The sequence below is a fragment of the Alphaproteobacteria bacterium RIFCSPHIGHO2_01_FULL_41_14 genome (genome assembly GCA_001767855.1).
GTDB lineage: Bacteria > Pseudomonadota > Alphaproteobacteria > UBA7879 > UBA5542 > 2-01-FULL-41-14.
This window is the reverse complement of record MEMF01000002.1, coordinates 440,675-462,034: the sequence shown is the minus strand read 5'-3', so window position 1 is coordinate 462,034 and position 21,360 is coordinate 440,675. Positions and strand designations below refer to the sequence as shown.

General features: G+C 48.3%; 23 protein-coding genes. 18 read left to right on the top strand and 5 right to left on the bottom strand.

Going from position 1 to position 21,360, the window contains the following annotated elements; genetic code table 11:
- Position 1: 1 nt before the first annotated feature.
- From A2621_02285 to A2621_02270, 4 genes are all read left to right on the top strand, one after another.
- On the top strand, positions 2–736 hold the full coding sequence (locus A2621_02285; GenBank protein ID OFW89712.1) for a hypothetical protein: 735 nt from the start codon (positions 2–4) through the stop codon (positions 734–736).
- An 86-nt stretch (positions 737–822) separates the two neighbouring features.
- Positions 823–1,905, top strand: a complete 1,083-nt coding sequence (locus tag A2621_02280) for a hypothetical protein (GenBank protein OFW89711.1) — start codon at positions 823–825, stop codon at positions 1,903–1,905.
- Between the two features lie 145 nt (positions 1,906–2,050).
- On the top strand, positions 2,051–2,509 hold the full coding sequence (locus tag A2621_02275) for a hypothetical protein (GenBank protein OFW89710.1): 459 nt from the start codon (positions 2,051–2,053) through the stop codon (positions 2,507–2,509).
- Positions 2,502–2,744 carry an exodeoxyribonuclease VII small subunit gene (locus tag A2621_02270; protein ID OFW89709.1) on the top strand — a complete coding sequence of 81 codons (243 nt, stop codon included), beginning with the start codon at positions 2,502–2,504 and terminating at the stop codon, positions 2,742–2,744. The genes A2621_02275 and A2621_02270 overlap by 8 nt, the downstream gene beginning before the upstream one ends.
- Here A2621_02270 and A2621_02265 read toward each other — a convergent pair.
- A complete protein-coding gene (locus A2621_02265) occupies positions 2,722–2,970 on the bottom strand; it encodes a hypothetical protein (GenBank protein OFW89708.1) in 249 nt (82 codons plus the stop codon). The genes A2621_02270 and A2621_02265 overlap by 23 nt on opposite strands.
- Before the next feature lie 169 nt (positions 2,971–3,139).
- On the opposite strand from A2621_02265, the gene A2621_02260 reads away from it, so the two are divergent.
- On the top strand, positions 3,140–3,559 hold the full coding sequence (locus tag A2621_02260; protein OFW89707.1) for a hypothetical protein: 420 nt from the start codon (positions 3,140–3,142) through the stop codon (positions 3,557–3,559).
- Positions 3,560–3,618: 59 nt separating this feature from the next.
- On the opposite strand, the gene A2621_02255 is transcribed toward A2621_02260, so the two are convergent.
- The gene (locus A2621_02255) at positions 3,619–4,191 is read right to left on the bottom strand and encodes a hypothetical protein (GenBank protein OFW89706.1); all 573 of its coding nucleotides are present in this window, start codon (positions 4,189–4,191) and stop codon (positions 3,619–3,621) included.
- Between A2621_02255 and A2621_02250 the strand changes: the two genes are divergently transcribed.
- On the top strand, positions 4,190–4,444 hold the full coding sequence (locus tag A2621_02250) for a hypothetical protein (protein OFW89705.1): 255 nt from the start codon (positions 4,190–4,192) through the stop codon (positions 4,442–4,444). The two genes, A2621_02255 and A2621_02250, sit on opposite strands and share 2 nt — an antisense overlap.
- A 39-nt stretch (positions 4,445–4,483) precedes the next feature.
- Here A2621_02250 and A2621_02245 read toward each other — a convergent pair whose 3' ends face one another.
- Complete coding sequence (locus tag A2621_02245) at positions 4,484–5,419, bottom strand: hypothetical protein (protein OFW89704.1); 936 nt, start codon at positions 5,417–5,419, stop codon at positions 4,484–4,486.
- Between the two features lie 114 nt (positions 5,420–5,533).
- On the opposite strand from A2621_02245, the gene A2621_02240 reads away from it, so the two are divergent.
- Positions 5,534–6,559 carry a hypothetical protein gene (locus A2621_02240; protein ID OFW89703.1) on the top strand — a complete coding sequence of 342 codons (1,026 nt, stop codon included), beginning with the start codon at positions 5,534–5,536 and terminating at the stop codon, positions 6,557–6,559.
- Positions 6,560–6,561: 2 nt separating this feature from the next.
- Here the strand turns inward: A2621_02240 and A2621_02235 are convergent, their stop codons facing one another.
- Positions 6,562–7,347, bottom strand: a complete 786-nt coding sequence (locus tag A2621_02235; protein OFW89702.1) for a hypothetical protein — start codon at positions 7,345–7,347, stop codon at positions 6,562–6,564.
- A gap of 275 nt (positions 7,348–7,622) precedes the next feature.
- Here A2621_02235 and A2621_02230 point away from each other — a divergent pair, with 275 nt between their 5' ends.
- The 7 genes from A2621_02230 (at position 7,623) to A2621_02200 (ending at position 15,530) form a co-directional block, all read left to right on the top strand.
- Positions 7,623–8,090, top strand: coding sequence for a cell division/cell wall cluster transcriptional repressor MraZ (locus A2621_02230; GenBank protein ID OFW89701.1), 468 nt, complete (start codon positions 7,623–7,625; stop codon positions 8,088–8,090).
- A complete protein-coding gene (locus A2621_02225; GenBank protein OFW89700.1) occupies positions 8,087–9,049 on the top strand; it encodes a 16S rRNA (cytosine(1402)-N(4))-methyltransferase in 963 nt (320 codons plus the stop codon). Before A2621_02230 ends, A2621_02225 begins: the two co-directional genes overlap by 4 nt.
- A 1-nt stretch (position 9,050) precedes the next feature.
- On the top strand, positions 9,051–9,380 hold the full coding sequence (locus A2621_02220; protein OFW89699.1) for a hypothetical protein: 330 nt from the start codon (positions 9,051–9,053) through the stop codon (positions 9,378–9,380).
- On the top strand, positions 9,380–11,089 hold the full coding sequence (locus tag A2621_02215) for a hypothetical protein (GenBank protein OFW89698.1): 1,710 nt from the start codon (positions 9,380–9,382) through the stop codon (positions 11,087–11,089). The genes A2621_02220 and A2621_02215 overlap by 1 nt, the downstream gene beginning before the upstream one ends.
- A 13-nt stretch (positions 11,090–11,102) precedes the next feature.
- A complete protein-coding gene (locus A2621_02210; protein OFW90119.1) occupies positions 11,103–12,563 on the top strand; it encodes a UDP-N-acetylmuramoyl-L-alanyl-D-glutamate--2,6-diaminopimelate ligase in 1,461 nt (486 codons plus the stop codon).
- Between the two features lie 213 nt (positions 12,564–12,776).
- Positions 12,777–14,129: a hypothetical protein gene (locus A2621_02205; protein ID OFW90118.1), complete on the top strand. Its 1,353-nt coding sequence runs from the start codon at positions 12,777–12,779 to the stop codon at positions 14,127–14,129.
- 144 nt (positions 14,130–14,273) lie between these two features.
- On the top strand, positions 14,274–15,530 hold the full coding sequence (locus tag A2621_02200) for a hypothetical protein (GenBank protein ID OFW89697.1): 1,257 nt from the start codon (positions 14,274–14,276) through the stop codon (positions 15,528–15,530).
- A 35-nt stretch (positions 15,531–15,565) separates the two neighbouring features.
- Here the strand turns inward: A2621_02200 and A2621_02195 are convergent, their stop codons facing one another.
- Positions 15,566–16,249 (bottom strand): hypothetical protein, encoded by a 684-nt coding sequence (locus A2621_02195; protein ID OFW89696.1) that lies wholly within the window; start codon positions 16,247–16,249, stop codon positions 15,566–15,568.
- A gap of 375 nt (positions 16,250–16,624) precedes the next feature.
- On the opposite strand from A2621_02195, the gene A2621_02190 reads away from it, so the two are divergent.
- From A2621_02190 to A2621_02175, 4 genes are read left to right on the top strand one after another with little or no spacing between them, the layout of a single operon-like run.
- Positions 16,625–17,713 (top strand): phospho-N-acetylmuramoyl-pentapeptide-transferase, encoded by a 1,089-nt coding sequence (locus tag A2621_02190; GenBank protein ID OFW89695.1) that lies wholly within the window; start codon positions 16,625–16,627, stop codon positions 17,711–17,713.
- Positions 17,710–19,104 (top strand): UDP-N-acetylmuramoylalanine--D-glutamate ligase, encoded by a 1,395-nt coding sequence (locus A2621_02185; protein ID OFW89694.1) that lies wholly within the window; start codon positions 17,710–17,712, stop codon positions 19,102–19,104. Before A2621_02190 ends, A2621_02185 begins: the two co-directional genes overlap by 4 nt.
- The gene (locus tag A2621_02180) at positions 19,101–20,228 is read left to right on the top strand and encodes a cell division protein FtsW (protein ID OFW89693.1); all 1,128 of its coding nucleotides are present in this window, start codon (positions 19,101–19,103) and stop codon (positions 20,226–20,228) included. The genes A2621_02185 and A2621_02180 overlap by 4 nt, the downstream gene beginning before the upstream one ends.
- Positions 20,212–21,330: an undecaprenyldiphospho-muramoylpentapeptide beta-N-acetylglucosaminyltransferase gene (locus A2621_02175; GenBank protein OFW89692.1), complete on the top strand. Its 1,119-nt coding sequence runs from the start codon at positions 20,212–20,214 to the stop codon at positions 21,328–21,330. The genes A2621_02180 and A2621_02175 overlap by 17 nt, the downstream gene beginning before the upstream one ends.
- The last annotated feature ends 30 nt before the right edge of the window (positions 21,331–21,360 follow it).

Genomic DNA, 21,360 nt, shown 5'->3' with positions numbered 1-21,360 from the left:
GATGCCTGATCCCTTTTCATCCGCTTTTTTAGGCCAATTAAAAGAAAAAGAAAAAACAGCGAGTGCCGTGCCGCCCGTTACAGAGCCACCCCCAGCTCCAGCAGAACCTGCTGCCCCTACAGTCGAGACGCCTCCTTCTCCAGAACCCAAAGAGGGGGTGCAAGAAGTCAAAGACACCCAAGGACGGGTGGTTCAACGTATCCCCTTTAAGGACGGAAAAATAGAGGGCACCTTCCTTGCCTACGATGACTATCAAAAAGTCGCCCAAGAAATCCCTTATGTACAGGGTCAAAAAAAGGGCGTGGCTCGTTTCTATTTTCAAGGATCTAAACTGTCGGAAATTACTTACGACCAAGACAAAAGGAATGGCCCTGCCATTTTTTACGGCGCAAGCGAGATGATCCAAGCCCTCGCCACTTATAAAGAAGACCACCTTGAGGGGGAATTCCAAGTCTTTACCCCCCAGAAAACTCTCCTGCGTCAATGCCTCTACGTGAATGGTCTTTTGGAGGGCCCCTCAAAACTCTTTTACCCCAGTGGAAAGGTGCTTGAGGAATGCATCTATAAAGACAATAAAATCCAGGGCCAACAACTTCAGTATTTTGAGGATGGCACTCTTTTAAAACGGGTAACCTACAATGAAGAAGGGAAACCCATCCGAGAAGAAACCTTCTCTCAAAAAGGGGAAAAATTAACCGACAAAGAGATTGATCCGACCCCCCAAAAGGTGTTGTGAGAAGGGTAGAGCCGCCTTCGCGAGCCTATCCTTGACACCCCCTCCCTGAAGCTCCAGAATAAAGGTAATAATAAAACAGGGGTCTCATGACAACGCTTTCTCAAATCAGTACGACCAAAGTGGCATGGTTCCAAAAATCTCTGAGAAGTCTTCTTGTGGGAATGGTTTGCTTCAATGCCAGCGCCACCTCCTCCCTAAGCCAGCAACAGGATTATCAAGAGGCTCTAAAAAACCCCCAGACTGCGGTGTTAAATGCACCAGACACCGGTATACGGGGTGACTTGACTCCTTCCAACCTGAAAGCCTGGCTCAAAAGAGCGCGGCTCCTTAATGTTAAATTATTCAGCCACCCCTCTTGTTTGACGGTGACGCAGACTGATACCAAAGGAGGGTCTTCAACTGCACATCTTTTCTTTGTCAGATATCGGCCAGACTGCGCCCGTGACCAACCTTTTAAAATGGCGTTTATTATCAAGGAATTACCCTCAAAAAAGGCGATGAGAGAAGCCGTTAATCTCAATGTTTTACAAAGAAGCCCCTACCTCAGAGAGCTGGGAAAAGTCAGAAATCCGTCCTTGCCCCAGATGACCTTCGCCGAAGACTTTTATCGCTATTATGATGCAAGGGGGCAGGAAAAATTCATTGTTCTCCTCCATTCTGCCAAGGGACACAGCCTTGTTGAATACCTGAGGCTAGGAAACAATCCCCAAACCATCCAGGCGTTCAAAAAATTGGGCGAAGTTCTGGGTCATTTCCAAAAAAGATTCATGGGGGGACAAAATTGCCTCTTAACAGGCGGTACTGATTTAGGGCAATGCACCACCATCGTTCATGGAGACTTCCACCCCAATAATATTTTTTACGATGGAAAGTTTATTTACTTTATTGATACGGAAACCATGGCACAGTCTTTAGAAAACAGAAAATCATTCATGGATGACGCGGTACGTTTTTATGCCCTCCCCATGTACGCTTGGCGTAAAAATAGCAAACTCTATTTCCCTCTCTATAAGGTTTTCTTAGAGGCCTACGTGGGTGAGCTAAGCCCTGACCCTAACATTAGGAAACAGATAAGAAGCGCTATTATTGATAAAGTGAGGAATGAAAAAAATAACCCACGGTACCAATGGAACCGGAACGCCCGGAAACAGAAACCCAAAAGACGTTAAGCAGACTTTTCTCTCTCATTAAGGCGCCGCCCTCCCTTTTTCTTAGAAAAAAATTAATTTTGCCACCCTAAAGGGCTTATGATATGGTCAGGACTCCCGTCGGGTCTTATCAAAACCGCGGGCCAAAAAGAGGGTTAACCGCGTGATGATATCATCCTTTCTTCTCATTACTCCTGATCGGTGGCTGATTGTCAGCGGATTATTTGTGCTGCTGGCCTTGTTTATTCCCAAACGCATCCCATTAATTGTCAGTGGCACTACCTTTGTCACGGGCACCATCAGTTTTATTTATCCTTTTTTAACGAAAAGCTGCCCCCTTTCCACCACTATTCAGCTGACTATCTTTTTTGTGCTCCTCATTTTGAGTCTTCTGTTTATTCATGCAGCCCCTCCTGCCTCTGCCCAGCATCCTCTTCGGAAAGAAGATGTGTTTGCCCTCACCTCTCCCATTAAAAAGGGGAAAGGCACCCTCACGTGGGGAGAAAAATCGTACACCCTCGTCGGCCCCGATTGCCCTGCCCAAACCTTGGTGACGGTTGTCTCTGTTCAAGGAGACACTGTTTATATTAGCCCTATCAAAAAAGAAGTGAATGCAGATGACTAAACCTGAAACGTCCCCTCTCCCTGAGAATTTTGAACAAGCTATGGGAGAGCTAGAAACCATTGTCCGTCAGTTAGAGTCGGGTCAAGATTCCTTAGAGAATTCCATTTCTTTGTATGAACGCGGGATTCAGCTGAAAAAATATTGTGAAAACCAACTGGAGGACGCTCAGATGAAAATCGAAAAACTAACCTTCGATGCTCTTGGCGCCCCAGCTAAATCAGAGACGTTGAAATAACGCCCAGCTCCTTCTCTATCAAGGCTTCCACCACCAAAACCCGCAACGCACTGGCAAGATTAGCTGGCATCTTCAGGTCAACTTGTTGCACGAGGCGGGATAAAGAAATACCCCGCTGCTCTGCCAGACGTTGCAGCTGCTGCCAAAAAATGGGCTCCAACGCGATGGAGGTGGCATGCCCCGAAAGACGAAAGGACTTTTTCTGTAGAGACGACGATCCAATCATAGTCTTAGTCTAGAAAACTTCCGCTTCTTTTTCAATGCCCATTTTCCTGAGTGTGTAGACTCATACCAAGTGAACAAATAAAAAATATAAAATAAGATGTTGATATTTTTTTATTTTTTTACTATAAATTACTTTCCTTTTTATGTTTTTATTTTCATGGAGACCTTAAATGAACGTTATTTCTATCCTATCCTTAAGCCTAACTCTGACACTCATCCTTTTCAGAGATGCGTCGGCAGCGGCCGATGCCCCTAGGGACCTTCCCTTAGAAAGAACCCCCGTCTCTCGCTCTTTTACTGATGGACAAAGAACAATTTTAGCCAAACTTGACATACAGGAAGATTCAACTCTCCACGACCCAAGACTCAATCTTACTGCTGAAAATGTTGAAAGAGGCATCATCGCAGCAGAAATTACCAATGCTATATTCGATAATAGAGTATTTACGGATGAGCACGGCAACCTTAAGATGAGGTTCGGATCTTCTCCCGACTCCCTTTCTGTTGATATTACCGCCTGGAAAGCAGACTGCTTCAAAATAGCAAAAGCAAAACAAGGTTATCTTTCCTCCCGTCCTAAGTCTAAATAGACCTCTTTTAGAGGAGAGACAGGGGGACCATCCTCCCCCTTCCCTTTGCTTGATCCCTGTCACCTTATCCCGTGGGATCGGGCGTACTGGGGCGCTAGTTTGAGGGGCCCATACATTTCAAAGAACACTTGTTTCAAAATATCCATGTTCTTCATAAATCGTGCTCGTTTGGTATCTTCATGACGCAACACCCGTCGAGCGCCCCGATAAAACCCTTTATGAAACGCCACCCCAAATAATTTTGTGTCTTCACTCTCTCCTCGAACTACCTGCTGAGGATCCCTTTGTCTTGTCCAGTGAGAGGAAGTGGCGCCTAAAACAATCCCTACGGCACGCACCGTGGACTCGTCTTCCATGGACCCCAAAAACTGGGCTAGAAACCGTACGGTTACCGACAAGCGGCACGTCTTGAGGCAGTGCAAAGCCTTCCTCGCCTCTTGCTCTGTATCTGAGAGGTATCCTGTGGCTGGCTGCTCTAACAAGGCCATGATCTGAGGCACCGGCAAATTTGCATGCTGGCGAAAATAAGTTTGAAATGCTTCCCCACCTTGCCACCCCACCTTTTGGTTACAGTCGGTATAGCATGTCACGTTTTGAGCGAGTGGGCTTGTAACCTTGTCCACCGTGTCCATGACTTTATGCAAGGTAGGTTTTAGACAGGCCGCCTGGGCCACACACCCCATACCCATAAGGCTCCCATATAAGAGGCCTTTTCTCAACCCCGAAAATAATCCTGTCATTGCCTCTCCCCAGCTTTTTATTTCTCTTTTGATTTTGCTTTTGTTTTTCTTTCATTGTACCCCCTTTCCCAAAAAAGTAAAAGTGGGGAAAGGTCAGCAGCTTACCACCCGACAGTTTTTAAAAAAAGAAAAAACCCCGCCGTAAGCAGCGGGGAATACAATCCTATGGTTTGATCACACCATATTAAGGGACGTCGATTTCTTCTCCGCAGAAGAGTGAATTGAGGTCGCATAAAGCCTGATAGTCAGGGCTGAGAGTGAGATATATGGCGTGTAAAGCACTGGATCTTATCTGCCCTAAGGGGGTTGTATTGAAGGTAGCTTCACGCATTTTGTCTCCCAATAATTTTGCTAATATTTCTTGTTTTTGAGGAAGCAGGTTCAGCAGTTCCGTTGTTTCACCGTTTATAATCACCATGGTTTCATAGGTTCTGGCGATCAACTCTGCTATGTGGAGGTGCCATTGATCTAAGCGGGGAAAGGAGGATGTTATAAGCACTTCTTGGTCTAAAAAGTAGGCCTGCAAACTAGCGTGTGACTCTCTGAAAATTTGGTCTCTTTTTTGGAAAAGCTCACCATCTATTTGTGATAATCGTATACAGGAAACAAACTGTAAGGTTGTCTCGTTTATCTGTTGTATGGTTAGGGTATGGTCGTCCCTGAGGTGCTGAAGTTTTGTTTTCAAAAGAGAGGCCCTCTCGGACCCAAAGGACCCGCTGAGAATCTGAGAGATTTCCAGGGCAATAGAGGGATCCAGAGTCATTGGGGCTAAGGGGGAAGTGTCACTTCGACTGGCGAAAGTGCCAAGGGCCTCCCCTATTTTCTGTTCTTGGCGTTTTTGGGCCAAACACTGCGCCAAGGGCCGTTCACACCGCGCCGTGGGCAAGAAATTTTGTCTAGGAGAGGAGCGTGCGGGACGAGTGTATATAGGACTAGAGGGTTTGGCTAATAATCTCAAAAGTGTACCCCGATCTAGAGGTTCTTCTCGGGAGGCTTTGGGGGATACAGAAAGGAGGTGTTGATTATCTACCCCCATAGAAACCTCTTCTCCTTGCGCTGCTAAGGCAGAGAGGGGCAAAAGCAACATCCCAAAAATAATAATAAAATACAGTCTCATCATTTTTATATTCAATTCTACTTAAAAAAAAGAATTATTACCAATAAACTAAGATATAGTCAAACAAATCAAATATTTATTGATTTTTGAGAGAGATTGATTTAGGAAGATGGTTTAATGAATGAATCAATGAAAGAGATGAAGATGATGAAGACTCTAAGCCGTATTATGTTCCTTTTAGGGCTTTTTGTTGTCCCGTCGTCTGCCTTGGCTGTGACGGCAGAAGAATGGTATCCCTCCTTAGTTTCTTCTCAAGGCAATGGACAAGGGTTTAGGGCTCTTGTTGAGACGTGTGAAGAGGAATATGAACAAGAGACCCTTTATACTAGTAGGCGCCATCCAGATTTTTTGACGTTCCATATGCAAGTAGTTACACCTCAGAGTTGGCTTTCTTTGAACTCGTCGATACAAACGGTCCTTCCTCCCCCTCTTTTTTATCTACCTGGTCAAGGAAGAGCTGCCGCAGGAAATGTTCCCCCTCCTCCTTTGCTCTATATCCCTCAAACATTTCCTGCTCAGGCAGAAGGATGGCAGGAATATCCTCCGTCCCCGTTGCCGATCTCTCCAACAGGGGTAGACTTTTTCGATGAAGCTTCTGTTTCTGAGGAGGAAGAATCCCTCTTTGCAAGAGAAAGAAGGATGGGCAAGGTTAATGAAAGAAGAAGAGTTGGTGTGCAGCGCAAGGTGGAGGGGCAGCCTACTTCCGACAGTGAGTATCTTAAAAAGTTAGGACTAGGGGCGTTTCTAGAAACAATTCGTGTTCAAACACATGAGGAGAGCCAACAGCGTACTACGATGATATTCCAAATGGCAAGGAATTCAAAAGCAGAATTCTATAGGCGTAAGCGCGATCTCCAAAAAAGGATAGACCGTCAAATGCACAGCAGAGTGAGATTGGCCGCACGCCTATGTTCCCAATTAGAAGATGAACACATAGACCTGGATCAGACTTTACTTATACAAACTCTAAACGGTCTTAATAAGGAAAAGATCTTCAACGACTATCTCGCCCAACAGTGGATACCGGAATATCAAGAACTCTCTCCCAGTAAGAAAGTAACGGCGGCAAGACGAGCAACAGATCCTCTCATTAATCTCTATCGAGAGCAGTATAAGCGTCTGATCAGAGAGCGGTCCGAGTGAAGCTAGTCTAGGTATTCAAACGTACCTGATTTATCGTAATTGCTTGTTATTCCGTATCCTGAAAACTGTTCTTGTGTGAAATCTATCTCGTCCCCATCGAAGACCCTTTGAGAGTCGACAACCAAACCCTTGATAAAATCACGAGTATTACCAAAGAAAAGAACCATGGCATCAGCCGCTTCTCTTGCTCTTTTTCTATCATTTCCAAAGGCTTTTTTGAGCATTTGAGCGAGAGTTGTTTTAAATGTACCGCTAGCATCACCACGAGCATCATTAAATCCTGAGCCATTTCGTACCCATTCTACGTGCTGCCCATAGGCTTTCGTTAAAATCACAAGATTTTTATAAAAACCTTGGGATTGCTCTAATTGGTCATATAAGTTTTGGTGTTCAGGATGGTTTTTGCGAAACTGTTGCCACTCCATTTTTGTATCGTCCAGATACGTTGCTGCGTCTCTCCTGGCTTGTTTAGCTTCTTGCTCCATTGTTCCACGAGCGGTTTCATACATAGAGCTGCCCTTGAGTTTCTTTCCGGTACAATGGGTATCACAGAGAGCCCGGTTTTGTTCTATCCTCTCTCTTACATCACAATTATGCTTACAAAATACTTTGCGGCATTTCAAAGTATCACAGCGTGTGTTAACTGCCTTTTTAAATTCATCTACATCCACACATCTGTTTGAGTTTAAAGTCCGACATTTCAGAGGTCGCCTAATATCCCCAACAGAATTTGGTGCTATGACGCAAAGTGACACTGAAATGAGAACAAAAGATAAAATATTTTTCATGGTTAAAAGCCTCCTGGTTTTTAGAATCATATATTTTTTGATCGCTGTCAAACGAAAATGGGATTGAGCTTACCCCCCCGTCCTAAGGCGCAGAATCTCTAATGTTTTTACAATTTTCCCCTCCCTCCTTACAATTCCAACTTCTCTATCTTTTTGTTTTTAATGATGTTTTAGGTCTCCTTCTGAACATTTTTTGGCAAAATTTCATTGACTTCCCATGTCATCCCATGATATCCCATAAGACAGAGGCATAACATGAAAGGTCAGGGCCGCAGATGTCGTTATTTTTATCGACATATATAAATAAAATAGATCGAAAGGGTCGGGTCTCTGTCCCGTCTGCTTTTCGCGCCGCTCTGACCTCCCAGCCTACTGGTGGTGTGATTGTCTTCAAATCCTATACCTTACCAGCCCTTGAAGCATACCATAGGGACCGCATGCAGGCGCTCAGCGACAGTTTAGATCAGCTTGATTTGTTTTCTGAAAACCAAGAAGATTTAGCTGCTGCCCTTTTTGCCGATGCCCAACAGCTCACCTGGGATCCAGAAGGGCGCATCATGATTCCCGATTCTTTCCTGGCCTTTGCTCATCTGGAAGATTCCGTTGCCTTTGTGGGGCGTGGTCCTACCTTTCAATTGTGGAACCCCCAACGATTTGAAAAACATCAAGAAGAGGCCCGTGCGAGGATTCGCAGCAAAAAAATCACCCTTAAGCTTCCCGCGAAAGAGGGAGCCCCCGTATGACCCATCAAACCCTTCACACCCCTGTCATGTTATCAGAAGTGCTTGATGTTTTGTCCCCCCAAGAGGGTAAGATCTATGTGGATGCCACTTTCGGCGTTGGCGGGTATAGCCGTGCTATTTTAAGGGCAGCCAATTGTACAGTGTATGGGGTCGATCGCGACCCAGACGCCGTGAAGCGCGGCAAGTTACTTCAAGCAACAGACAAACGCTTCACCATTTTAGAAGGCAACTTTGCCAATCTTGATATTCTTCTCTCAGACGCTCACGTGGGTCTGGTGGATGGCATTGTCTTTGACCTCGGTGTTTCCTCTCCCCAGTTGGATGATCCAGACCGTGGATTTTCTTTCCAAAAAGATGGTCCGCTCGATATGAGGATGGAAAAGAAAGGCCCCACCGCGGCCGATGAGATCAATACCCTTCCCGAAAAAGAATTGGCCACCATCCTCTGGCAATATGGCGACGAACCCAAATCGCGGCAGATTGCCAAGGCCATTGTGGAGCGGCGCAAAACGCACCCCTTTACCCGCACCCTTGAGCTCACCCACCTGATTCACACCATTTGCAAAAAAAAGCCCCATCAAAAAATTGATCCGGCCACAAAAACATTCCAAGCTTTACGCATCCACCTCAACCGAGAACTTCAGTCCCTGGAAAAAGGGCTGCGGTCTGCCGAAAAAACCCTGGCTTTCCAGGGAAGATTGGTGGTGGTTTCCTTCCATGCCTTGGAGGATGAACGCGTTAAAAAATTCCTGCGCCAGAAGAGTGGGGACATCCCAAATCCGTCTCGACACAGTCCCGTCCCCCTAAAGACGATGACCTCTCTGTCTTTCCTGACGCAGGAACGCAAAGCTCGCAAGCCCTCCGCGGCTGAGATTGCCCAGAACCCGCGCGCGCGCTCAGCTCGTCTGCGTTGGGCCAGTCGCACTGCCCAACCTCTCCTCCCGGAAGGATGGCTGTAACATGTTGTCCCATGATTTTTTAAGGAAAAGCTCGATCATTTTGATTTTTCTCAGTCTCCTCATGGGCATTGGGCTCTATCATCTAAAGCATTGCGTCTCGAATACCGCGCACGACCTTCAGGAAGTTCGGCTCCGGATCCTCAATACCAAAGAATCCCTACACACCATGCGGGCGGAATGGGGGTTTTTAACCAGCCCAAAACGCCTGGCAAATCTCAGCCAGAAACATCTTAAGTTACACCCTATGCGGGCCGTTCAAATTGCATCGCTTGAAACCTTTCATCAGCGGTCAAATAAGGGCATTATGGTCGCTTATAAAAGGGCCCCTTAATGTATGATCAGGCCCTCCAAACCCCGCCATCCCGGATGCGAGCTTTCCTCGATGGGCAACAAAACCAAAAAGGGGCCGAGGCCCCTTTAACGCGCTTTACCGTGGCAGCCATCTTGGTCTTCTGTGTCTTTCTGGCTATCGGCATTCGTCTCTTATGGGTCATGGTGTTATCTCAGCCCCATAGCCGTGCCTCCACCCCAGAGCTCCCTCTGCTCAAACGATCGGACATTGTGGATCGCAATGGCACCATCCTCGCCACCAACTTAATCACCTTTTCCCTTTTTGCGAACCCCAAGCACATTTCTGATCCCCAACTGGTCGCAAAAAAACTCACCAAGATTTTCCCAGAGATGTCCGAGAAAAGTCTTTCCCAAAAACTCACCTCTCAAAGTCCTTTCGTCTGGATCAAACGCAACCTCACCCCCAAACAAAAACTAATGGTACAATATTTGGGCCAAGTGGGTTTGGATTTCCAAAAGGAACAAAAGCGCATTTACCCCCACGAGACCTTGACCGCCCACGTGGTGGGATACACCAATGTGGATAATAAGGGCCTCACGGGTGTAGAACGCCACTTTGAATCTTCGCTGAAAACCGGTGACAAGCCCCTTCAGCTCTCCATCGATCTTCGGGTCCAACATATCCTGCGCGAAGCTTTGGTGAATGGAGCTGAAAAATATGGGGCCAAAAAAGCCAGCGGGATCGTGTTAGACGCCAACACCAGCGAAATTTTAGGCATGGTATCCCTGCCTGACTTTGACCCCCACCACTCTAAAACCAGCGAGGCCATTTTTAACACCAACACCCTCGGGGTTTACGAGATGGGGTCCGTGTTCAAAATTTTCACCTTTGCCATGGCTCTTGATTACAAGGTCGTGTCTTTACAGGATGGATTCGACACATCAAAGCCATTCCATGTGGGGAAGTTCAGAATCAGCGATCTATATCCTAAAAACAGATGGCTCTCCATCCCCGAGATTTTCATGTACTCGTCCAACATTGGAACCGTTAGAACAGCCCTCAAAGTGGGGGCAAAACGTCAAAAGGAATTCTTCGAGAAGATTGGTTTCTTGAAACCCCTTAAAATTGAATTAGGCGAAAACGGAGTTCCCATGGCCCCTCGCGGAGAGTGGAAAGATATTAACATGGCTACCATCTCTTATGGATATGGTTTGGCCATCAGCCCTCTGCATCTCACCAACGGCATTGCCACCTTGGTAAACGGGGGTGTTCTGCGCAACCCCACCCTGCTTAAAAAAGAAGGGGCTGACACCTATACCCGTATCATCTCAGCCGCTACGTCAGAAAAAATGCGCCGTCTCATGCACCTGGTAGTAAAGAGTGGCTCTGGCCAGAAAGCCAATGCGGTCGGCTATATGGTGGGCGGAAAAACAGGATCTGCCAACAAAAAAGTGGAAGGTGGCAAAGGCTATGTGGCTAAAGGTAAGCACCGAGCCATCTTTGTAGGGGCCTTCCCCATCACCAGTCCGCGATACCTTGTCTTCATCATGCTCGATGAACCCAAAAATGGCGGTGCTGCCGGCGGTATTTCCACCGGAGGCGCTGTCGCTGCCCCCATCGCTAAGGAAGTGATCGAAAAAGCAGCGTCTCTCTTAGAGGTGATGCCCGTGGACGAAACGTCCCCTGCCATTCAATCCGCCATGCGCATTCAACAAGAAGGGCGAGGAGCCACTCGTGCAATTCAGTAAGCTTCTCGCCCAGCTGAAAACCCTGCGCGTGGCGACGCTTGTGTCCTCACCTCCTCCCCTTCTGGCGACACAGATCAAAGGAGTGACGTCTTCCACGCGCGACCTCCATCCCCACTTTATTTTTGTGGGCATTCAGGGCACCCAAGTCAATGGGGAAACCTTCATTCCAGAAGCCATTAATAAAGGAGCCACCGTTATCGTTGCTTCCTCCTCTGCGTGCAAACAATACAAAGACCTTTTTCCCCAGGTGGCGTTCCTCGAAACAGACAATGCAAAATCATGCCTCGCGAAGATCGCCGCTTTGTTTTACCCCAAAGCCCCCGCCCATATCGTGGCCGTCACCGGCACCAACGGGAAAAGTTCCACCGTGGAATTCGCCCGTCAGTTATGGGAACATCTGGGGTACAAATCTGCCAGTATGGGCACACTTGGGATTCAAAGCACCTGGTTTAAGGCCAAGAAACATCTCACCACCCCCGACCCCGTTTATCTGCACCAAAGTCTCCAAGCCCTTCATGACAAAGGCATCACGCATTTGGCCCTTGAGGCCTCCAGCCACGGCCTCACCCAATACCGACTCGACGGACTGTCCTTTTCGGCAGCAGGTTTCACCAGCTTTAGCCGGGACCATTTGGATTACCACGGCACGCTTGAAAATTACCTCGATGCCAAAGGGCGTCTCTTTTCCGATCTGCTCACGCCGTCCCATGGCGTGGCGGTTTTGAACACCGACATTCCTGAGTTTGACGCTCTCAAAAAAAGAAGTCATGGGGTTAAAATCTTAACCTATGGTCGGAGCGGCAAAGACCTGCATATCAAATCCCTCATCCCGCTGCCTCAGGGCCAGAAAGCAGAGCTCTCTTTGCTGGGTCGGCCCTACACCATTACGTTTCACCTTATGGGAGAGTTTCAGGTTTATAATGCCCTCTGCGCGCTCGGGCTGGTGCTTGCCGACCCAGAGGTGAATGTGGAGCGGGCTATCCAAGGCCTTCCGCATCTGACCCCCCCCGCCGGTCGACTTGAATTCGTGGCAAACACCCCAAAGGGCGCCGCTGTGTATGTTGACTATGCCCATGCAGAAGACGCCATTCAAACCGTTCTGAAAGCCCTGAAGAAGCACACCCAAAAACAAGTATGGATTGTCTTTGGCGCCGGCGGTGGTCGTGACCCTGGCACCCGCCCGCCCATGGGAAAAGCGGCGGCTGATCACGCAGACCAAGTAATCCTCACGGATGATAATCCGCGGTTCGAAGATCCAGACGTCATTCGTGCCCAGTTGAAACAAGGCGCGCCGGACGCCCACGACATTCCCGACCGTCGACAAGCCATTGCGTACGCCCTGCATCATGCCCAGGCAGGTGACATTATTTTAGTGGCCGGCAAAGGCCCCGAAGACGGTCAAATCGTCCAGGGAAAAACAGAACCTTTCCTCGACCGTCGCGTGATTCTTGAAACCATCGCCGAGATTCGTTAAGCTGAAGCGTAATTGTCATTCCCGCGAAGGCGGGAACCCAGTCTTTCTTAGATCGATTGTGCAGACGCTTCGGGCCCCCGCCTGCGCGAGGGCGACAAGCAGAAGGCAGCGGCCACGCGAGCAACGCTATGACGACAACACGAACAAAAGAATTGAAACCATAAGAACCAGATAGATATGAAAAACAAATGGACCGCGACGCGTCTCCAATCCATCACCCAGGGTATCCTCGCCGGCCCGCCTACCTGGACAGCCACCACCTTTACCCATGACAGTCGTCAAACTACGCCAGGTCAATTGTACGTGGCCATCAAAGGAGAAACCGTGGATGGACACGACTATGTGGAACAGGCCTTTCAAAACGGCGCTGTCGCTGCGCTCGTCAGCCACATACCTCCCCGCCTTCCCAAAGACAGCCCCTTGCTCCTCGTCCCCAATGTAGAGAACGCGCTGCTGCAGATTGGCCATTATGTGCGCGATCAGTTGACCGCCACCGTCATTGGCATCACAGGCAGCTCGGGCAAAACCACCACCAAAGACATGCTACAACTCTGCCTTTCCCAGCAAGGCAAAACCCACGCCAACTTTCGCAGCTTTAACTCCCGCTGGGGCGTCCCACTGACGCTCGCCGAATGCATGGGAGACGAAAAGTATGTGGTGCTTGAAATGGGCATGAGTGCGCCGGGCGAGATTGCGGCGCTCACCCACATGGCCCGCCCCCACATTGCCCTCATTACCACTATCAATCCGGCGCATCTCGCAGACCTAGGGTCCACCGAAAATATTGCCTGTGCCAAGGCTGAAATTTTTGAGGGTGTCCCCTCAGAGGGCGTCGCTCTTATCCCAGGTGATCTTCCCGAAACCTCCCTTTTATTGGAGAAAGCAAAGGCACAAAAAATTGCCCATATCTTTTTGTTTGGAGAAGGCCCGCAGTGTGACCTGAGGCTTATGTCTTACACACCAGACGGTACGCACGCTCAGGTGAAAATCACGTTGCAAGAGACACCGTACACATATACTCTCAACTTGCTGGGCAAGCATTTTGCCATGAACAGTTTGGCCGTGTTGGGGGCCGTTCAAGGGGCGAAGGCCAATGTGCCCCAAGCTTTGCACACCTTGGCCCAGTTTCAAGGCTCTGACCGGCGGGGTCAAGTGATCCATTTGGGCCACCATATTTCCTTGTTTGATGAAAGTTACAACGCGAACCCTGGGTCCATGAAGGCGGCATTGGAAGCCTTTGGCTCCCACCCCCATACCGGGCATCGGTATCTGGTGCTCGGTGACATGCGGGCGCTCGGGGCCAACTCAAAAAAATATCACGAGGGGTTAAAGGATTTAGTCTTGGCCACCCAGCCTCGGGGGGTTTTCACCTATGGCCCAGAAATGAAAGCGCTTCACGATCAAATCAAATCGTCCGTTGACGCTCACCATTACGAGGATCTCGAGGCCCTCATCACCGATGTTCTGGACATCCTCAAAGAAAAAGACGCCATCCTGGTGAAGGCGTCCAATGCGGTGAAGTTAAATAAGGTGTCTGACGCGCTCATGAAAAAGTTTATCCGTTAGGATCACCTATTTCCTCCAAGGTATTTGGAGCCAGAGAGGGAATCCTAATAAAATTCTACTTTGGCTTTTTAAATCTGTTAGCTTGTCCCAAGCCATGATAGGTTTGAATGGTAAGTGATTCAAAAAAAAGGGGGTATAATGACGATGCAGAGCTTTAGAGAAAGCCTATTGGGAATTTGTATTCTTTCCTTCTTTTCTTTCTCCCTCTTTTCAGCCCCCTTGGAGGAAGATTCCCGTTCATTGAGATCGACGCTTTCCACCCCCTCCCCTGCTGAAAGTTTTTTTGATTATGGCCCCTCTGGTAAAAAAAGAGGGGGAAAATCGCGTACCTCTCGAGCACTGGTAATGGAGAAAGCTGAATTAGAAGAGCTGACTTCTTTGGATCTCAGTCATAATCATTTTCAACATGTGTCAGGCGCCTTTGAAGCGTGGTTGTGCACTTGTGGAAGACGGCTTGATTCCTTGGATCTGGGGCAGAATCCCTGGACACAGGAAGCCCTCTCTAAAATCAAGAGAATTCTCAGAAACAGTACGGTTCACACATTAAGTCTGCAACAAGCAGGGCTTACGGGCGATTGGAACATTCTTCAGGGTTTTTTTGACCCCTCTGGGTATCCGGCTCTTTCCTATTTGGACGTCAGGGGAAATAATCTTCACCTCCGAATTTCATCTATCCTTCATAGCATCGTAAGGAAGCCTTTCTTTGTTCTAGAGTCAGATCAAATGACCGTGACGGTAAACCATAAAAAATTCATGAAGAAGAAAAAAGAACTCGAACCTTCGAGTTCTTTTGTACACCTCATTAAAGCAGGAAAAGATCTGGATACCCTGAGATTGGGGGTAGACATATCGACCGACGAAGCACGTGCCCTCTTTAAAAAACTAAAGCCCTATCGGCTTAAGCATCTCGAGATATTAGGAGAGGTGGGAGATATAATGGAAACCCTCCCGGTACTACTCTCGCTCAAACAGTTGTGTACCGTAACGTTGGGCATGACGTCCTTAAATAATACCAATGTTATAAAGCAAGTGGCGTCATCCCTGATGGCACATCCTAATATTCATAAAGTGTTTCTGAATGGGGGCGAGGATATCAGTGTGGGATCTGCGGAGGCATTTCTCTGGACGATAAGTCGAGATTATACGCCGGACCTCCCCAAAAGGAGGCAAGCGTTGTTGGACAGAACACAAAGAAAATTACAAGAATTAATGAAAGAAAGTTCTTCTTTTCCGATGCGCGCACAAAAGCAGAAAAGCTTAGAACAAAGAGTGATGAAACTGAGAGGAAATCAGCCTTTAACAGTAGTATTTCCAGAATCGCTAGAGGTCTATAAAGATCGGCTAGACGCTCAAAAACCTGGAGATGTGAAGCTCGCGTTTGGTTCAGAGACAGTCTTTTGATGCGTGCAGCATCACGGCGGGGCAAGAACTTAGGATTAACCCCCCAAACCTAGGAGCATCTTCCCTACATGATCTTCCAGAAACGCTATAATGGCTTCTCTCCCCTTCTGAGTAATCTCATTCTGGCGAAGCGACACACTTTTTAGGATCGGGTTCTTCTTTAGGGCCTCAGCCAGGGCGTGTGCCCCCTCGTACCCAATGTAATTTCCTTCAAGATCCAGATGAGTCAGAGTTCTATTCTTCTTCAAAAGAACGTTGGCAAGGGCCTTTGCGCCTTCATTACCAAGCCAGTCTTGATTCAAAAAAATATTTTTTCTTTTAAAACCCAGCGTCAGAGTAGTCAGCGTTGTGTTCCCCTTCAGGAAGGTAGCGAGGGCACGGGCACCCCTATCCCCAATATACCGCCCGTCAAGACTTAGACTTCTCAGTATCGTATTCCCTGCCAGGGCATCCACGATGAGGGGTATATCCTTCTCCATGAACCCGAAGCTCTGAATCCCCAGGTGGGTTAGCGTTGTGTTCCCCTTCAAAGCGGCAGCAAGATTCTTTACCTGTGTGCCATACGAGGGGCTCCATTCCAGGATGACTCGACTTGTCTTCGCGCTTTCGTCTGAGTCTTGACGGCTATAGATGGCCCCCTCCGAAACGCCCAAGCTCAGTAAGACACTCAAAAAGGCAACGCAACTCAGGGAGTGTGAAACACTCAAAAATCTTTTCATGATCTATTATCCTTCATTCATTGAAATGGTACAAACGAGACTTCTTGCAGAACCAAATATTTTTGTTTGTGCAAGAAGTCTACTGAATCACATACCACCTTCAACGATAAGATTCAAAAAGAAAGACAAAAAGGTACAGCTTTAAACCCCCGTCACTCTCGAGCCCTCTTAAGGGCGCAGCAATCCACATATTGCCTGGATTATATTTAAGACAGCTGGATCCCCACAAAAATTGTTCAAATTTTTTCGGAATGATGACAGGGAAGAGTGGGAAAATAATCTATTAAACTCTCTGCTGCCCCCATGACAACCAAGAAAAACTCCTTTATGATGGGCGGGAAGGATGCGTAAACAACACAAGTCAGGACCACAGAAATGCTCTATAACCTTTTTTATCCCCTTGCCAGCAAAGTGCATTTCTTTAATCTCTTCAAATATATTACCTTTCGCACAGCAGGGGCCACCCTCACGTCCTTGATCATCGGATTTCTCATTGGCCCTCACGTCATTGCGTATCTCCGGAAAATTCAAGGCCAGGGCCAACCCATCCGAGCTCTAGGTCCTGAAAGTCACCAGAGTAAAAAAGGCACCCCCACGATGGGGGGAAGTATTATTCTCATCAGCCTCACCTGCAGCACTCTTTTATGGGCTGACCTTTCTAATCCTTTTCTGTGGATTGTCCTTCTCGTGTGCCTGAGTCTCGGTGTTCTAGGCGGGTATGACGACTATATCAAAGTCAGCAAACAAAATGCCGAGGGTATGCTCAGCAAAATAAAGTTTGTGGGCCAACTTTTCGTTGGCACGATGGCTGCTTATGCCATTTCTTACTATCTCCCCTCCGCTTTAAGTACCCACCTGGCATTGCCCTTTTTCAAGGATATTCTCCTTAACTTCCACCTCTTCTTTTTCCCCTTTGTGGTGGTGGTGATTGTGGGCAGTTCCAATGCGGTGAATCTGACGGACGGCTTGGATGGCCTCGCCATTGGTGTCACCATCATCACCACCCTCTGCTTTGGGATTATTGCCTATCTCGTGGGAAATGCTGTGTTTGCCTCTCATCTCCAACTTCATTTTGTCCCTGGCAGTGGTGAGCTTACCGTTTTCTGTGGCGCTTTAGTAGGCGCTAGCTTGGGGTTCCTCTGGTACAATGCGCCCCCGGCTCGAGTGTTCATGGGGGATATGGGGTCTCTGGCCATTGGCGGCGCGCTGGGGACCATCGGCGTCATCACCAAGCACGAACTTGTCCTTGCCCTCATCGGTGGGTTGTTCGTGGTGGAAACTCTGTCAGTGATGATTCAAGTCGCCTATTTTAAATATACGGGTGGCAAGCGCATTTTCCTGATGGCACCCCTTCATCATCATTTCGAAAAAAAGGGATGGTCTGAGTCCACCGTGGTGATTCGCTTCTGGATTATTTCTTTCATTTTGGCTCTCTTGGGCCTCGCGACTTTGAAACTCAGATGACCAAAAAAAGTCTTTTCCACGATCAAACTTTCTATGTAGTGGGGCTAGGTAAATCGGGCCTTTCCACTTTAGCTGCACTGAAAAGAACCGGGGCACATGTCTTTGCGTGGGACGATAAAAATCTGAATAAGACAGCCCTCAAAAAATTGGATGTTCCGTGGATCAGTCCTAAGCAAGCGCCGTGGGATACGATCGACGCTCTGATTTTAAGCCCTGGCATTCCCCATGATTTACCCCACCCCCATGCAGCGGCTGTGCTGGCTAAAAAACACGATATTCCCCTCCTCTGTGATGTGGACTTGTTTTTCCAAGAGCAGCAGGGAAAATCCTTCGTAGGCATTACCGGCAGTAATGGCAAGTCCACTACCACCTCCCTCACCGCCCATCTCTTAAAGGCAACTGGCATAAAAGCCGAGGCCGGAGGAAACCTGGGAGTCCCTGCCTTTGACATGCCTGATGTGGGCCCCAAAGGCGTGTATGTGATGGAGCTATCGTCGTTCCAGTTGGAACGCCTTCAAACCCCCGCTCTGGATGTGGCCATCTTTTTGAACATCTCCCCCAATCACCTTGATCGTCATGGCGACATGCCCCACTACCAGCAAGCCAAGCTACACATTTTTGACCTTTTGAAACCCCATGGTAAAAAAATCATTGGGGTGGACGATCCGTTGTCAGAGGCCATCTATAACTCTCTCGAAGGGCCCTACACTATCCCCGTATCGGGCACACGCCAATTAAATACAGGCGTCTATGTGGATCGGGGATGGTTGGTGGATCATCTCGGCACCCTCCCCAAAGACGTGTTGAACTTATCCTTATTGGGGTCTTTAAAAGGATCTCATAATCATCAAAACATTGCAGCTAGTTATGCAGCAGCCCGCATCTTGAGTGACATGAGTCATACCACTTTTATCGACGCCATCCAAACCTACAAGGGTCTCCCCCATCGTCAAGAATGGGTGGGGACAAAGAATAATATTGCCTTCATTAATGACAGTAAAGCCACCACGCTGGAAGCCGCCACAAAATCCTTAAGTGCTTTTTCGAATGTCTATTGGATCGTGGGGGGAGACCCCAAAGAAGGGTCCGTCGAGCTCGACCCCATCCGCCCCTTCTTTTCCCACATTAAACATGTCTACACCATTGGTAAATCGACAGAGGCGTATCATGCCCTTTTAAAGGATAGCCTTCCCACGGATGCTATGGGAACGTTGGCGAAAGCGGTAAAAAAAGCCTTCGAAGACGCCTCTGCCCGCGGAGGAAGAGCCACCATTTTACTGGCGCCAGCCTGTGCGTCTTATGACCAGTATGCCCATTTCGAAGAACGAGGAGATCATTTCCGAACTCTCGCTCAAAAATTGTTAAAGCCCAAAAAGGTTTCTAAAAAATGATTGGTCAATCTTTTGCCCGCACAGATCGCAGTATCCTTGGCCAATGGTGGTGGACCATCGATCGCTGGCTTTTTTTCGCTTTGCTGCTCCTTATGATCACGGGTATTTTTCTCAGCTTCGCCGCGAGCCCCAGTGTGGCTCAACGCATTGGGGTGGATTCCTTCTTTTTCGTGCGCCGTCATATTGTTTTTCTGGTGCCTGCCATTGTCTTGATGGTCTCTGTCTCGCTCCTGTCTCCTCGGCAAATTCGATGGCTCTGTTGGGGACTCTTCATTTTCTTTTTGTTCTGTTTGGTGATGACTCCCTTGATAGGACTCGAAGCTAAAGGGGCCCGTCGATGGATTAATATGATGGGGTTTTCCTTGCAAGCCTCCGAGTTTATCAAGCCCACCTTTGCCATCATTGCCGCCTGGCTTTTCTCCCAACTCAAAACGTCTCATCCCCTCTCGTCCAGAAACATCTCCATCCTTCTTTATCTAACGGTGGCAGGCCTCATTTTGCTTCAGCCCGACTTTGGCATGGTCTTTGTCATTACCCTTGTCTGGTTCTTCCAGTTTTATCTCGCGGGTCTGCCGCTCTTTTGGGTTTACCTGTTAGGCGGAGTGGGCGCCACTGGCGTCACCGCTGCCTATTTTGTCTTCCCCCACGTGGCTAGCCGGATCGATCGATTCCTCAACCCCCAATCGGGCGACCAATATCAAATCACACGCTCCCTCGAGGCCTTCCGGGAAGGGGGCATTTTTGGGCGCGGTCCCGGGGAAGGCATTATCAAACTAAAGTTGCCAGACTCTCACGCCGATTTCGTTTTTTCCGTGGCGGGGGAAGAATTTGGCTTTTTCTTTTGCCTGTTTATTCTGGGGCTCTTTTTCTTCATCACAGGCCGTTGTCTTTGGCACGCCCGAAGAGAGAAAAACTTTTTCTTAACGCTCGGCATCAGCGGTATCACCATCCAATTTGCATTGCAGGCCATGATTAATATGGGATCCAGTCTTCACCTCATTCCCACCAAAGGCATGACGCTACCATTCCTCAGCTATGGGGGGTCTTCTTTGTTGGCCATTGCCTTGGGAATGGGCATCGTATTAGGGTTTACTCGACGGAGGTTAGATGATAAAGGGCTTTAAGAAAATCAAGAGACCATTTATTACGGTTGTAGGCGGTGGCACCGGCGGTCACATTTTCCCTGCCCAGGCGCTCGCCGAAAAATTAAAACAGCGCGGACATAGAGTCCTCTACATCACGGACAAACGGGGCATGGGGTTTCACACTCAACCCAAAGACATCCCTTTCTTCGTGCTTGACCTTCCCTACTATCGTCCCGGATTGATAGCAAAATTGGCCCTCTTCGTCCGTCTGACCATCGAGATTTTTTACGTTACGTGGCGTTTCCTGTTAAAACGTCCCGCTCTAGTGGTGGGGTTTGGAGGCTATCCCAGCTTTCCACCTCTGGTCGCAGCGCTGGTGCTGCGCGTCCCTTTCATCATGCATGAGCAAAATGCCTATGTGGGACGGGTCACTCGATGGCTTGCCCCCTTTTCCCAAAAAATTACTTCTGTGTTTTCGTCCATCAACGGTCTCCACCCTCAGGACAGCCAAAAAATTGTGGTCACAGGTAACCCCATCCGGGCCAACATCGCTGCCCTACGCACCGCTCGCTATAAAGCTCCCACCAAAACCATTCGCCTTTTTGTGGTGGGTGGCAGCCAAGGTGCCAAAGCGTTCAGCATTATTTTGCCACTCGCCATTAGATTGTTACCTCCCCTCTTAAAAAAACGTCTTAAAATTATTCAACAGTGTCGCCCTGAATTTGAGAAAGAAACACGAGCCCTCTATAAAGAAGGGGGCCTCTCTGTCACACTCGCTCCCTTTTTTCAAGACATTGCGAGCGAGTATAAAAAGGCCCACCTCATCATCACTCGAGCAGGCGCCTCTACCATAACTGAATTGGCAGCAGTGGGACGACCCCCCCTTTTTATCCCTCTCTCCACTTCTATGGACGATCATCAAACTTATAATGCTCAGTCTATTGTCAATCAAAAAGCAGGATGGTATACCTCTGAACGAGGGCTCACCCCCAAATCTTTGGCTCACACCCTAGAAAAAATATTAAAAGATCCAAAAGGACTTGAAAAAACTGCAGAAAGGCTTCATGCTTTAGGAGTAACCACTGCAGATGATGCCTTGGCTGATACAGTTGAAGCTGTGCTTCTGAGTCGCCAATCATAAGGTGGAGGAACAAATAAGGGGGAGGATGGG

Coding starts and splice junctions, on each gene's coding strand:
- A2621_02285 (OFW89712.1), top strand. CDS start 2: ATGCCTGATCCCTTTTCATCCGCTTTTTTAGGCCAATTAAAAGAAAAA.
- A2621_02280 (OFW89711.1), top strand. CDS start 823: ATGACAACGCTTTCTCAAATCAGTACGACCAAAGTGGCATGGTTCCAA.
- A2621_02275 (OFW89710.1), top strand. CDS start 2,051: ATGATATCATCCTTTCTTCTCATTACTCCTGATCGGTGGCTGATTGTC.
- A2621_02270 (OFW89709.1), top strand. CDS start 2,502: ATGACTAAACCTGAAACGTCCCCTCTCCCTGAGAATTTTGAACAAGCT.
- A2621_02265 (OFW89708.1), bottom strand. CDS start 2,970: ATGATTGGATCGTCGTCTCTACAGAAAAAGTCCTTTCGTCTTTCGGGG.
- A2621_02260 (OFW89707.1), top strand. CDS start 3,140: ATGAACGTTATTTCTATCCTATCCTTAAGCCTAACTCTGACACTCATC.
- A2621_02250 (OFW89705.1), top strand. CDS start 4,190: ATGACTTTATGCAAGGTAGGTTTTAGACAGGCCGCCTGGGCCACACAC.
- A2621_02255 (OFW89706.1), bottom strand. CDS start 4,191: ATGGACACGGTGGACAAGGTTACAAGCCCACTCGCTCAAAACGTGACA.
- A2621_02245 (OFW89704.1), bottom strand. CDS start 5,419: ATGATGAGACTGTATTTTATTATTATTTTTGGGATGTTGCTTTTGCCC.
- A2621_02240 (OFW89703.1), top strand. CDS start 5,534: ATGAATGAATCAATGAAAGAGATGAAGATGATGAAGACTCTAAGCCGT.
- A2621_02235 (OFW89702.1), bottom strand. CDS start 7,347: ATGAAAAATATTTTATCTTTTGTTCTCATTTCAGTGTCACTTTGCGTC.
- A2621_02230 (OFW89701.1), top strand. CDS start 7,623: ATGTCGTTATTTTTATCGACATATATAAATAAAATAGATCGAAAGGGT.
- A2621_02225 (OFW89700.1), top strand. CDS start 8,087: ATGACCCATCAAACCCTTCACACCCCTGTCATGTTATCAGAAGTGCTT.
- A2621_02220 (OFW89699.1), top strand. CDS start 9,051: ATGTTGTCCCATGATTTTTTAAGGAAAAGCTCGATCATTTTGATTTTT.
- A2621_02215 (OFW89698.1), top strand. CDS start 9,380: ATGTATGATCAGGCCCTCCAAACCCCGCCATCCCGGATGCGAGCTTTC.
- A2621_02200 (OFW89697.1), top strand. CDS start 14,274: ATGCAGAGCTTTAGAGAAAGCCTATTGGGAATTTGTATTCTTTCCTTC.
- A2621_02195 (OFW89696.1), bottom strand. CDS start 16,249: ATGAAAAGATTTTTGAGTGTTTCACACTCCCTGAGTTGCGTTGCCTTT.
- A2621_02190 (OFW89695.1), top strand. CDS start 16,625: ATGCTCTATAACCTTTTTTATCCCCTTGCCAGCAAAGTGCATTTCTTT.
- A2621_02185 (OFW89694.1), top strand. CDS start 17,710: ATGACCAAAAAAAGTCTTTTCCACGATCAAACTTTCTATGTAGTGGGG.
- A2621_02180 (OFW89693.1), top strand. CDS start 19,101: ATGATTGGTCAATCTTTTGCCCGCACAGATCGCAGTATCCTTGGCCAA.
- A2621_02175 (OFW89692.1), top strand. CDS start 20,212: ATGATAAAGGGCTTTAAGAAAATCAAGAGACCATTTATTACGGTTGTA.